Origin of the sequence: Polaribacter sp. R2A056_3_33 (assembly GCF_019278485.1) — a bacterium.
Lineage (GTDB): Bacteria > Bacteroidota > Bacteroidia > Flavobacteriales > Flavobacteriaceae > Polaribacter.
On record NZ_CP058984.1, the window covers coordinates 4015100 to 4027159 of the forward strand.

Here is a 12060-nt window from a genome sequence, read left to right on the forward strand (position 1 = left end):
AAATGATATTATCTGTACTCTTCTACTCTTTTGTAGTATTTACAGCAATACAAATTATTTATTATCTCATTTTTTCTTCTTTTTTATTCAAAAAAAAAACAGATAGAAAAAATGCCTTAGATATTCCTATAACTGTAATTGTATGTGCCAAAAATGAAGCTAAAAACTTACAAGATTTTTTACCATCTATATTAAATCAAGATTATTCAAATTTTGATATTGTTTTAATAAACGATGCTTCTTCAGACGAAACATTAGAGGTTATGGAGTCTTTTGAAAAAGAACATTCTAATATTAAGTTAATTAATGTTGAGAATATAGAGGCTTTTTGGGGAAATAAAAAATACGCGTTAACACTAGGAATAAAAGGTGCAAAAAATGATCATCTCCTGTTTACAGATGCAGATTGTAAACCTGTATCTAAACATTGGATTTCTGAAATGTCTAAAAATTTCCAAGAAGAAAAAACCATTGTTTTAGGATACGGTAAGTATAAAAAAGAAAAATCATTAGTAAATTTATTTGTTCGTTTCGAAACCTTGTTAACTGCAATACAATATTTTAGTTATGCAAAATTAGGATCTCCGTATATGGGAGTTGGTCGTAATTTAGCATATCATAGATCTGAGTTTTTTAATGTGAAAGGTTTTATAAATCATATCCATATAAAATCTGGTGATGATGATTTGTTTATTCAAGATGCAGCTAACAAAGAAAATACGACCTTTACCATCTCTAAAAAAAGTTTTACAGAATCTATTGCTCCCAAAAGCTTTAAAGAATGGTTTCAACAAAAAAGGAGACATATATCTACAGCAAAATACTATAAACCAAAACATAAATTCTTTTTAGGCTTGTTCTTTGTTTCTAAAGTATTGTTTTATCTTTTGGCTATTCTTTTATTTTTCCTTTATCCTTGGGAACCTGTTTTAGCAATATTTTTAACGTATTATTTAGTACAATTCATTGTTATCGGTTTTTCTGCTAAAAAATTAAAAGAACCAACTATCACTTATGTATTGCCTTTTTTAGAAATAGGACTACTAATATTTCACTTTTCAATATTTATCACTAATTTGTCGTCAAAACCAAATCATTGGAAATAGACAATACTAAACTTACAATCAATATTACAAAGGCTAAAAGTGGAAATCAATCTGCATTTAGATTCTTATTGGATACCTATTGGTCTGCCGTTTATAATTATCAATTAAAGAGAACACAAAGCGAAAACGAAGCAGAAGATATTACTATACAAACGTTTTCTAAAGCTTTTGACAAAATTAATACTTTTGATGAACAGTATGTTTTTAAGACTTGGCTAATCACCATTTCTAAGAATGTTCATATCGATTTACTACGAAAGAAAAATATTTCTATCGCTACTAATACTTCTAAAGAACAAGAAGAAAAAGCGTATTTAGTAGTCGATGAAAACCCTACTCCTGAAGATAAAATTATTACAGAACAAAACTTAGCAAAGTTATTAAGGGACATCAAAAAATTAAAACCTAAATACCAAGAAGTGATTCAGTTACGTTATTTCCAGGAATTATCATATAAAGAAATTTCCGAGCAAATTAACGAACCTATGAATAACGTAAAGGTAAAGTTGTTGAGAGCTAAAAAATTGTTAGCAGAGATTATTAAGAAATCTTAAACTATATACCAATGTTTTTGTAATTAATTCTTTATTTTCTAAAAAACCTTGTAATGACAACAAAACAGAAAAAGAACTCCATCTCTAAAAAAGACAAGAATAACATAAGAATAAGTACTTTAATTGCTGTAGTTTCTTTTATTATTTTTAAAGCTATAATTTCTGATTGGGAACATTTTAAGGCGGGTTTAACCGGGCACTTTTAGAAGAAAATTCAACATCTCATTATTTCTTATAAAACAAGTTTAATACTTAAAATGATAACCCTACTTTTTTATTTTTTCCTTTGTATCTTTGTTTTTCAAATTCAATAAAAAATGGCAATAGAATCTGTAATACTTCCAGAAAAAGCTAAAAAACCAAAATGGTTACGTGTAAAATTACCTGTTGGTAAAAAATACACGGAACTAAGAACTTTGGTAGATAAATATAAACTGAATACCATTTGTACTAGTGGAAGCTGCCCAAACATGGGAGAATGTTGGGGAGAAGGAACTGCTACATTTATGATTTTAGGAAACACATGTACTCGTTCTTGTGGTTTTTGTGGTGTAAAAACCGGAAGACCAGATACTGTAGAATGGGATGAACCAGAAAAAGTGGCACGTTCTATAAAATTAATGAGCATAAAACACGCTGTAATTACTTCTGTAGATAGAGACGATTTAAAAGATGGTGGTTCTATTATTTGGGCAGAAACTGTCGATGCAATCCGTAGAGCAAACCCAAAAACAACTTTAGAAACTTTAATTCCAGATTTTCAAGGAAATACAAAGCAGCTAGATAGAGTTATAGAAGTACATCCAGAAGTAGTTTCTCATAATATGGAAACCGTTAGAAGGTTGACTCGTGAAGTTAGAATACAAGCAAAATACGATAGAAGTTTAGGTGTTTTAAAATACTTAAAAGAAAACGGAATGCGAACTAAAACTGGTTTAATGCTAGGTTTAGGAGAAATGGAAGAAGAAGTTATACAAACCATGAAAGATTTACGTGCAGTAAATTGTGATATTATTACGATTGGTCAGTATTTACAACCTACCAAAAAGCATTTACCGGTTAAAGAATTTATCACTCCAGATCAGTTTAAAAAATACGAAACATTAGGTTTAGAAATGGGCTTTATGTATGTAGAAAGTGGTGCTTTAGTACGTTCTTCTTACAAGGCACATAAACACGCTGTATAAATATTTTTAAGTTTATAATGTATTAGCATAAACACTTATATCTTTACATCAAAAATGAATAAAATTTAACGATTCTCAATTGAGAGTCGTTTTTTTATTAAATTAATATAAAAATTAAATTTAATTAACATATTCTCAAATAATATACTATTTTTGCACCGTGTTTGAAAAAGCACTATTGAAAGCAACTTTGTAAACTGTTTTTGAGATAAATATTTGAATTAGTAAGTAAAAAAAACCATCTCAAATGAGATGGTTTTTTTATGAAAATTAATAAAAGTAATTTTTAAATTACCTTAATACAGCTTCTAAATTCTTTTCGAATGATTGCTGTAATTTTTGCATTATTTTATCTATTTGTTTGTCTGCTAAAGTTTTTGTTTCATCTTGTAATAAGAAACTAACTGCATACGATTTTTTTCCTTCTGGTAATTTATCACCTTCGTAAACATCAAATAAATCAACCTCTTTTAATAGCTTTTTTTCAGCTTGAAAAGCTAAATTGTATACTTCGTTAAAAGAAACTTTAGAGTCTAATAATAAGGCTAAATCACGTTTTACAATTGGGAATTTAGATAACTCACTTACTTTAATATTCTTATTTCCTACTAATTTTAAAATAGTATCCCAATTAAAATCAGCAAATAAAACCTCTTGCTTAATTCCGAATTCTTTTAATAAAGAAGCTTTCACAACTCCAAATTCTACTAATTTTATTTTTCCTAAACCAAAAGAAATTCCTTCAGAAAAAATATCTTGTTTAGATGGTGACGATTTTACTTTATCTATTCCTAATCTACTTAATAAAGAAGTAATAACACCTTTTAAGTAAAAGAAGTCAGTTGATTTACTAGCAACACTCCAGCTTTCTTTTGTTCTGTTACCGGTAACAAAAAGCGTTAAATGTTTGTTTTCTTCGTATTTCTCGTTGTATTTATGATATGTTTTACCAAATTCATAAAATTGTAGTGAGTTATTCTTTCTATTGATATTATAACTAACAGATTCTAAACCACTAAACAATAAAGATTGACGTAATACTTTTAAATCGTTACTTAACGGATTTAACATTTCTACATTTGCCTCTTCATTAATATTCTCAGACAATGCCGTGTATTCTGGCTTTGTTAAAGAATTTGCCATTGTTTCGTTAAAACCTAAAGCACTTAATTGGTTTGCAATAACGTTCTCTATCTTAGTTTCTTTATTAGAATCAAAAGAAATTGAAGTATTTAGTTTGTGAGAAAATTCAATATTATTGTAACCGTATACTCTTAAAATTTCTTCAATAATATCTGCTTCACGCTGTACATCTGTTCTATAAGAAGGTATTGTTAAACCAAGACCACCGTTAGTTACACTGTTAATTTTAATTTCTAAAGAAGCTAAAATATTTTTAATGGTTTCTTTAGGAATCTCTTGTCCTATTAATCTATACACATGCTCAAAAGACAAAAATACTTGAAAATCTTCTATCTTAACAGGATAAAAATCAGAAACATCTGATGCTAATTTACCACCTGCATATTCTTCTATTAACAATGCTGCTCTTTTTAAAGCATATTCTGTTGTATTTATATCTATACCACGCTCAAAACGGAAAGATGCATCTGTATTTAAAGCATGTCTTTTGGCTGTTTTACGAACACTAACCGGATTAAAATAAGCACTTTCTAAAAATATAGATTTTGTATATTTTGAAACTCCAGAATGTAAACCTCCAAAAACACCTGCGATACAAAGCGGATTAGAATCTCCATCACAAATCATAATATCTTCTGATGATAATTCTCTTTCAACTTCATCTAAAGTGGTAAACTTAGTACCTTCTTCTAATGTTTTTACAAGTATTTTATTTCCTTTTATTTTCTGAGCATCAAAGGCATGTAAAGGCTGTCCTAATTCATGTAAAACATAATTTGTAATATCTACAATATTGTTTTTAGGTGTTAAGCCAATAGCCTTTAACCTATTTTGAATCCATTCTGGCGAATCTTTAACTTCTATATCTGTAATCGTAATACCACAATAACGAGGAGTAGCTTCTTTACTTTCTACTTCTACATCTACGCGTAACGTTCTTTCATCTACATGAAAATTACTTACAGAAGGAGATATCAATTCTAATTTAATATCTTGTTGAATTAAACCTGCACGTAAATCTCTTGCAACACCAAAATGGCTCATTGCATCAGATCTATTAGGCGTTAACCCTATTTCGAAAACATAATCTGTTTCTATTTTAAAAACTTCTGCAACTGGTGTACCCGTTTTTAGTTTTTTATCTAAGACTAAAATTCCGTCATGCCCTTTACCTAAACCTAATTCATCTTCGGCACAAATCATTCCATGACTCTCCTCACCTCGTATCTTACCTTTTTTTATTTTAAAGCCGTCACCCTTCTCGTCATATAAAGTAGTTCCAATAGTTGCAACTGGCACTTTTTGTCCTGCAGCAACATTAGGTGCACCACACACAATTTGTACGGGATTCTCTAGGCCTAAATCTACTGTAGTTACTTTTAAACGATCTGCGTTAGGATGCTGTATACAAGTTAAAACCTTACCAACAACAATTCCTTTTAAACTTCCTTTTATAGATTCTTTGGTTTCAATTCCTTCCACCTCTAAACCTAAATCAGTTAACAATTCTCCTGTTTTAACAGGCTCCCAATCTATCTGCAAAAATTGTTGTAACCAATTGTATGATATTTTCATATTATTTTTTTCCGGGTTTGTTAACTGCAAATTTACTTAAAATCTACTTTTTATCATCCATTTTAATTCTAAAAAGTAAGTTTATTTTTAATATTTCTAAAATAAATTATAACGTGTCTTTAAATCTGAATAATGTTGTAGAAAACACAGAATTACCAACCACTTTCTAGCAAATGTTTTATTTCTGAAGAGCACCAATTACAGCCTCTTTTTTTAGTTTCGGACCTGTACTATAAAAAAGTTGCTACTTCTAAAGTTTAAATGTATTTTGATTACATTTTTTTTATTAAAATGAAAAATTAGTTCGTAAAAAAAGTTAGAACAACCTAATTATGCATTTATAAAACTGGTTTTAATATTTTAAATTGAAGAATTTATTGCATGTATTTTACTTCGATAATTATCGAAAAAAAAAACACAAAATAAAGTAAGGATGTTGTCTAATTTTATTGAAATATTTTTTGATTGACCTTCTTAAAAAAGTAGTAATAAATATTAGCAAAAGTGACACCTACTAAAGCGCCTACAATAATATCTAGAGGAAAGTGTACTCCTAAATACAACCTACTATAAGCGAAAATTAATGGCCAAAATAAAACAAAGTAGATATACTTATATTTATCTTTTAAAAGTAATACTACAAAAACAGAGAAAAATGTTGAGGTAGAAGCATGCCCAGAGGTAAAACTAAAACTCTGAGGAGTAATTAGCGTTCTTAATAAGTGCTTTATTTCTGGATCGTTATTAGGACGTAAACGTTGTACAGAATTTTTTATAAGGTTCGTAAATTGGTCTGAAAAGGCGACCAATAAAATCATGGTAAGAATCATAAATCCACCTTGTTTCCAACCATAAGCCTTAATGGTTAAATAAAAAATAAGAATAAACAATGGGCTCCAATAAAGCTGATTGGTAATTACCAACCAAAACGGATCCCATTGCTCACTCCCTAAACTGTTTAGAAAAATTAATAACTCTTTATCTAAATGTATAATATTTTCTAACAAATTATTTTCCAATTTTTAATACTTCAACTTCAAAAACTAAATCAGATTTTGCAGGAAAAGGACCATATTTTTCTTCACCATACCCTAAATAGTAAGGGATAAATAAACGTACTTTTTCTCCTTCGTTCATCGTTAAGACACCTTCTTTAAAACCTGCAATCATAGGTCTTTGAGTATCATTTAACTGACAAACAAAAGGTGTTCCACTAGTTTCTGCTGTAGACTGAATTTTTTTACCATCTGCAGTATACAAGGTATAATTAATAGTTAAAGGTTTGTTGTCAACTATTTTTTTTCCAGAAGTTTCTTTTAATTTTAAAATGCGAAGTCCAGAAGATGTTTTTTCTGCTTTAGCTTCATCCATTTCATCTAAAAAAGCTACCTTTTCTACTAAATAATTAGCATATCTTGCTTTTTCAACTTCATCTTCAGCTTTCTTTTTATCTTTTTCTAAATTTGCGAAATCTCCTAATTGAGTATCAAAAACTTCTGCGGCATTAAAGCTATTTGCTTCAGCCCCAAGTTTAAGAATCTTTACAGATAAAATAGTATCTTTTTGTACAATACTATTTACAACAGACATTCTTGTAGAATCTATTGCTTTATTTAACTGTAAAGAATCTTTAATTTTACTTTTTAATTCTTTTAACTGAAGTGCGTTTATTATTGTTTTACCAAACACAGCATGTTTACCATCTAAATGTGGAATTGGTTTATGAGTAATAAAAAACTGAGTATTGTTGGTTGTTGGTCCTGCATTTGCCATAGAAAGAATCCCTTTATCATTATGTCTGTACATTAAATCTCCATCTTCACTCTTTGGAAATTCGTCGCCAAAAACATAACCTGCATCTTTTCTTCCACTAGCAGTAAAACCACCACCCTGAATTACAAAGTTATCTACAACTCTATGAAAAATAACACCTTCATAAAAGTCTTTACCTTTTAAAGAATCTACTAACTTGCTATTTGTTCCTTCTACAAGAGAAACAAAGTTTGCAACTGTCATTGGTACATCTTCTGCATATAATTCTACTAAAATCTCCCCTTTATTGGTTAAAATTTCAGCATAAACTCCATCATTAAGCCCTTTGTACTTTTCTGGTGTAGTGCTGCATGCAGTTAATAAAATAACAAATGCAATTAAGTATTTTAAATTCTTCATCAAGTATATTATTTTGTAATTTCTAATAATTCTACTTCAAAAATTAATGTAGAAAATGGCTTAATATCTGCACCTTTTTGTTGTGCTCCGTAAGCTAATTCTTGAGGTATAAAAAATTTGTATTTAGAACCAACATTCATTAACTGCACACCTTCTGTCCATCCTTTAATTACTTGGTTTAATCCAAATTCTGCTGGTGTACCTCTATCTACAGAGCTATCAAAAACCTTTCCTTCTATGTTAGTTCCATGATAATGAACTTTTACTTTAGTAGTTGGTCCTTCTGGCTTGTCTCCGTTACCTTCTTTTAAAACAATGTACTGTAAACCACTATCTGTAGTAATTACACCTTCTTTTGTTTTATTTTCTGCTAAAAAGTCAATTCCTGCTTTTTTATTTTCTCCAAACTTAGCTTCTGCTTCATTAGCTGCTTTTTCTTGCTGCTCTTTCATTTGCTCTGCTTGTTTCTTTTGAAAATAAGGGCTAATTACACTCTGAATATCTTTAACATCTATTAATAAATTAGTAGAATCTAAACCATTTCTAATTGCCTGTGTAAGAATATCTTTATTTACTTCTTCGAAACCAGATCTTAATTGACCAGACATACTTAAACCAATTGCATAACTAACAGAGTCTATTTCTGTTTCTAAAGATTTAACTTCTTTTACTTGGTTACCACAAGAAACCATAGATGCAACAACAGCTACTGCTAAAATACTTTTTACTACTTTCATTTTTAATTATTTATATTGATTAATGTTACTGTACTCTTAATTGATTGATTAATTCCTATTTTATTTCCATCTCCAGAAACGCCATAAGCACTATAAGACGGAATCACAAATGTAATGGTTTCTCCAACTTTCATCAACTTTATTCCTACTTGAAGTGCAGAAATAAAATCTTCTTTATCTACTCTGTAATTTTTTACCCCTAATTCGTCCTTACTATAAATTATATCTCCCTGTAAATCAGCAATATTATACGATATCACAGTAAGATCTCCTTCTTTTGGAGTTGGAGCGTTTTCTTCTATTTTGTTGATGTAGGCATACCAAAATCCATTAGGAGAAACTTGATATGTATTTACTGAATCTTTTTTAATTACGTCTAAAATCTTAGCTTCTTCTAAAGCATTTAACTTTATAGATTCCTTAATAGTTTCCTTTAATACCGTTGTAGAGGCCTTAGGATTAATCGGTTTTCTAGGCTCTATTTTAGAGCAGCCTATACATAAAATTGATGTTAGAACTAAAATTTTAATTTTCATAAGAAGCTTTTAATTCATTTTGATATTGTGGTAATAAACTAACAAATTTGGTCACTGTCTCTGCCATGGAAATGTCAGACCTTCCTCCTGCTGCATTGTCATGTCCGCCTCCAGAAAAATGATTCCTTGAAAATTGATTTACAGAAAAAGTTCCTTTAGAACGGAAAGATATTTTTACCATGCCTTGCTCACTATCTTCTATAAAAATTGCAGCAAAAATAATTCCTTTCAAAGAAAGTGCATAATTCACAACACCTTCTGTATCTCCTTTTTGAAAATCGAATCTCTTTTTTTCTTCCGAAGACAACGTAATATAAGCGGTATTGTACGTTGGTAAAATTTGTAAATTACTTAATGCTTGTCCTAATAACAACAATCTATTATAAGAATTGGCATCATATACATTATTATGTATTTTATCATTTTTTGCACCTTTATCTATTAAAGCGGCAATAATTCTGTGCGTAGTACTTGTGGTAGATCTAAAACGAAAAGATCCAGTATCCGTCATAATACCAGTATATAAACAAGTAGCAATATCTGCATCAATTAAATCTAAATCGGCATTCATTTCTATAAATTGATATACCATTTGACTTGTAGAGCAAATAGTAACATCAGAATACATATATTTTACATCATCTGGTTGTTGATGATGGTCTATCATCGCAAAATCGTTGGGATATTTTTCTAACGTTTTTTGCATATCAGTACCTACTCTATGCAACGTATTAAAATCTAAAAGAAAAATAAGATCTGAAGCTTTTATGGCTTTTTGAGATTGATTATTTTGCCAATCGAAACGATAGGTAGTTTCTGAACCTGGTAACCAATGTAAAAATTCTGGATATTCATTAGGCACAACAACAGTTGCATTGTGTCCTTTTTTATCTAAATAATGTTTTAAAGCTAATGTAGACCCCATAGCATCTCCATCTGGATTTCTATGCCCTACAATTACAATATTTCTCGATGTATCAAGAAAGCTTTTTAACTCTTCCAATCCTTTTAAAATCATAAGATGCGAAGATACAATTTAATAACATTGTTCAAAACATATTTTCTTTTACATTTCTGTTAAAATAAACCCATTTAGTCTTAAAATTTAACAATTAGAATCTACCTTTTAGTTGTTTTTATTTAGAATATTAGTAATCCACTAAAGGAACTTACTACAATAACACCAATGATTTTTACTTCTAGCAGACTTATAAATCCCTACAATTATTTCACTAAAAAAACGGATAAATATAGCGTACAAAATGCAGCTTCAGAACTTAGTTTTAGACTTTTAAAATTCAATTTTAAGAAAAAAGAAATCTCCATAGAAATGCGGGGTAAAATAATAAGTTACAACAAGAATTCACACAAGTTTACCCTTAACTTGCAGTTAACATTAAATAATGTACTTTTGCAAAAATATAAAAAATAGAATGGCAACAAATAGAACATTTACAATGCTTAAACCAGATGCTGTAGAAAACGGACATACTGGAGCAATTTTAGACAAAATTAACGCTGCTGGATTTAGAATTGTAGCTTTAAAGAAAACTCAAATGACACAAGCAGATGCTGAAACTTTTTATGCTGTGCATAATGAGCGTCCGTTTTTTGGTGAGTTAGTAGAGTTCATGACACGTGGACCAATTGTAGCTGCAATCTTAGAAAAAGATAACGCTGTAGAAGATTTTAGAACCTTAATTGGTGCTACAAATCCTGCTGATGCTGCAGAAGGTACAATTAGAAAATTATACGCAACTTCTATGGGAGAAAATGCTGTACATGGTTCTGATTCTGATGAAAATGCAGAAATTGAAGGAAACTTTCACTTTTCTGGAAGAGACCAATTTTAAGAATTTATAAAATTCTTGAAAACTATATTTCATAAAAAAACTCACAACGAAAGTTGTGAGTTTTTTTGTTTTAACATTATTATTATAAACAGTACTTGTTTTGCAACTCTTCTACCTCATTGGTATTGTAAGTTTTATCATACTTGTATTCTTTTGCTTTAGCTAAAGCATTACAAGCTTTATCTAATTGATTATTTTCTATATAAATTAAAGCTAAACATTTATAAGCATAAGAATTAACCGTGTTTTCTTCTAGGGATTTTTGTAAATCTTTAATAGCCTCTTCAAACCTACCTAATTTATAATATATCTCTCCTCTTGTTGCCCAAATAGTTTTTTCTACTGAAATATCTTTTTCTGATAACTTATGACTTCTTTTATCCGCTATCGTTTTCTCTATAAAACCTACAGCTTTTGTATAATCTCCAGTTTCCAAATAAAGTTTCGCTTTATTAAAGAAAGCATAATAATTATTCGGATTAATATCGTGGCATTTATTTAAATACTCTAATGCCAAGTCATAATCTTTAGCTTTTAACAGCAACCAACCTAAATTATTTAAAACAGCTTGATTGTCTCCTTCAATAGCTAAGGCTTTAAAATTATACATCAATGCTTTTTCATAATCTTCAATAGCGCTATAAACAATAGCCAAACTATGATATATACTTCTTTGAGAAGATAATCTTATTTCATTTGGACTTAGTTTAGAAAGAATAAAGTTAAAATCTTCTAAAGCTTCATCGTAAAAACCAAGTCCCGAATTTAATTTAGCTCTTCTAAAAGCCCACATTAAATTATCTTTACTATAAGGTAAAAAACCATTACATATTCTTATTTTTTTATAACTTTTCTCCCCTTTAACAACCGCTCCTTCCAAAGTATAATCAACACGATTTTTCACTTTATCCTTTTTATACTTCCAAACTGTTTTAACATTACCATTTGGATAGTAAAAGTTAGCAATACTATCATGATAACCTTTAGAGTTAAATACGTAGTTAGACCTTAAAGCACCACTTTTATAAAAAGTTTTATAACCTAAAAATTTTCCAGACTTAAAATTCCTTGCAACTCTTAAATTTCCATTCTCATAATAAGATTTAGCGGGTAAATCTTTATAAAGTTTAGCTCTTTGAGAAAACCCCAACAGTGGGCATAATAATATAAAAAGACAAATTATAAATTTATTCATAC

The 12060-nt window shown here is 29.2% G+C and carries 12 protein-coding genes; 5 read left to right on the plus strand and 7 right to left on the minus strand.

Annotated elements, in window-relative coordinates; genetic code table 11:
- Positions 1–2 precede the first annotated feature (2 nt).
- From H0I29_RS16970 to lipA, 4 genes are all read left to right on the plus strand, one after another.
- Positions 3–1106: a glycosyltransferase gene (locus H0I29_RS16970; protein ID WP_218730704.1), complete on the plus strand. Its 1104-nt coding sequence runs from the start codon at positions 3–5 to the stop codon at positions 1104–1106.
- Complete coding sequence (locus H0I29_RS16975; RefSeq protein WP_218730705.1) at positions 1097–1660, plus strand: RNA polymerase sigma factor; 564 nt, start codon at positions 1097–1099, stop codon at positions 1658–1660. Before H0I29_RS16970 ends, H0I29_RS16975 begins: the two co-directional genes overlap by 10 nt.
- 53 nt (positions 1661–1713) lie before the next feature.
- Positions 1714–1866, plus strand: a complete 153-nt coding sequence (locus H0I29_RS16980; RefSeq protein ID WP_218730706.1) for a hypothetical protein — start codon at positions 1714–1716, stop codon at positions 1864–1866.
- 111 nt (positions 1867–1977) lie between these two features.
- The gene (gene lipA / locus H0I29_RS16985; protein ID WP_218730707.1) at positions 1978–2847 is read left to right on the plus strand and encodes a lipoyl synthase; all 870 of its coding nucleotides are present in this window, start codon (positions 1978–1980) and stop codon (positions 2845–2847) included.
- 291 nt (positions 2848–3138) lie between these two features.
- Here the strand turns inward: lipA and pheT are convergent, their stop codons facing one another.
- The 6 genes from pheT to H0I29_RS17015 all read right to left on the minus strand — a co-directional run bounded on the left by pheT (position 3139) and on the right by H0I29_RS17015 (position 10028).
- Positions 3139–5565: a phenylalanine--tRNA ligase subunit beta gene (pheT, locus tag H0I29_RS16990; RefSeq protein WP_218753573.1), complete on the minus strand. Its 2427-nt coding sequence runs from the start codon at positions 5563–5565 to the stop codon at positions 3139–3141.
- Between the two features lie 446 nt (positions 5566–6011).
- Positions 6012–6584, minus strand: coding sequence for a phosphatase PAP2 family protein (locus tag H0I29_RS16995; protein ID WP_218730709.1), 573 nt, complete (start codon positions 6582–6584; stop codon positions 6012–6014).
- Positions 6574–7737, minus strand: a complete 1164-nt coding sequence (locus H0I29_RS17000; RefSeq protein WP_218753576.1) for a peptidylprolyl isomerase — start codon at positions 7735–7737, stop codon at positions 6574–6576. Before H0I29_RS17000 ends, H0I29_RS16995 begins: the two co-directional genes overlap by 11 nt.
- An 8-nt stretch (positions 7738–7745) precedes the next feature.
- On the minus strand, positions 7746–8474 hold the full coding sequence (locus tag H0I29_RS17005) for an FKBP-type peptidyl-prolyl cis-trans isomerase (protein ID WP_218753578.1): 729 nt from the start codon (positions 8472–8474) through the stop codon (positions 7746–7748).
- A 2-nt stretch (positions 8475–8476) separates the two neighbouring features.
- Positions 8477–9010, minus strand: a complete 534-nt coding sequence (gldI, locus tag H0I29_RS17010; RefSeq protein WP_218753580.1) for a gliding motility-associated peptidyl-prolyl isomerase GldI — start codon at positions 9008–9010, stop codon at positions 8477–8479.
- Positions 9000–10028, minus strand: a complete 1029-nt coding sequence (locus H0I29_RS17015) for a bifunctional oligoribonuclease/PAP phosphatase NrnA (protein ID WP_218730713.1) — start codon at positions 10026–10028, stop codon at positions 9000–9002. Before H0I29_RS17015 ends, gldI begins: the two co-directional genes overlap by 11 nt.
- A gap of 415 nt (positions 10029–10443) precedes the next feature.
- On the opposite strand from H0I29_RS17015, the gene H0I29_RS17020 reads away from it, so the two are divergent.
- Positions 10444–10863: a nucleoside-diphosphate kinase gene (locus H0I29_RS17020; RefSeq protein WP_218730714.1), complete on the plus strand. Its 420-nt coding sequence runs from the start codon at positions 10444–10446 to the stop codon at positions 10861–10863.
- An 82-nt stretch (positions 10864–10945) separates the two neighbouring features.
- Here the strand turns inward: H0I29_RS17020 and H0I29_RS17025 are convergent, their stop codons facing one another.
- The gene (locus H0I29_RS17025) at positions 10946–12058 is read right to left on the minus strand and encodes a tetratricopeptide repeat protein (RefSeq protein WP_218753582.1); all 1113 of its coding nucleotides are present in this window, start codon (positions 12056–12058) and stop codon (positions 10946–10948) included.
- Positions 12059–12060: the final 2 nt, after the last annotated feature.

Bases quoted from the DNA above. Each gene is read 5' to 3' on its own strand.
- H0I29_RS17020 (WP_218730714.1), top strand. From the start codon at position 10,444: ATGGCAACAAATAGAACATTTACAATGCTTAAACCAGATGCTGTAGAA.
- H0I29_RS16970 (WP_218730704.1), top strand. From the start codon at position 3: ATGATATTATCTGTACTCTTCTACTCTTTTGTAGTATTTACAGCAATA.
- gldI (WP_218753580.1), bottom strand. From the start codon at position 9,010: ATGAAAATTAAAATTTTAGTTCTAACATCAATTTTATGTATAGGCTGC.
- H0I29_RS17025 (WP_218753582.1), bottom strand. From the start codon at position 12,058: ATGAATAAATTTATAATTTGTCTTTTTATATTATTATGCCCACTGTTG.
- H0I29_RS17015 (WP_218730713.1), bottom strand. From the start codon at position 10,028: ATGATTTTAAAAGGATTGGAAGAGTTAAAAAGCTTTCTTGATACATCG.
- lipA (WP_218730707.1), top strand. From the start codon at position 1,978: ATGGCAATAGAATCTGTAATACTTCCAGAAAAAGCTAAAAAACCAAAA.
- pheT (WP_218753573.1), bottom strand. From the start codon at position 5,565: ATGAAAATATCATACAATTGGTTACAACAATTTTTGCAGATAGATTGG.
- H0I29_RS17005 (WP_218753578.1), bottom strand. From the start codon at position 8,474: ATGAAAGTAGTAAAAAGTATTTTAGCAGTAGCTGTTGTTGCATCTATG.
- H0I29_RS17000 (WP_218753576.1), bottom strand. From the start codon at position 7,737: ATGAAGAATTTAAAATACTTAATTGCATTTGTTATTTTATTAACTGCA.
- H0I29_RS16980 (WP_218730706.1), top strand. From the start codon at position 1,714: ATGACAACAAAACAGAAAAAGAACTCCATCTCTAAAAAAGACAAGAAT.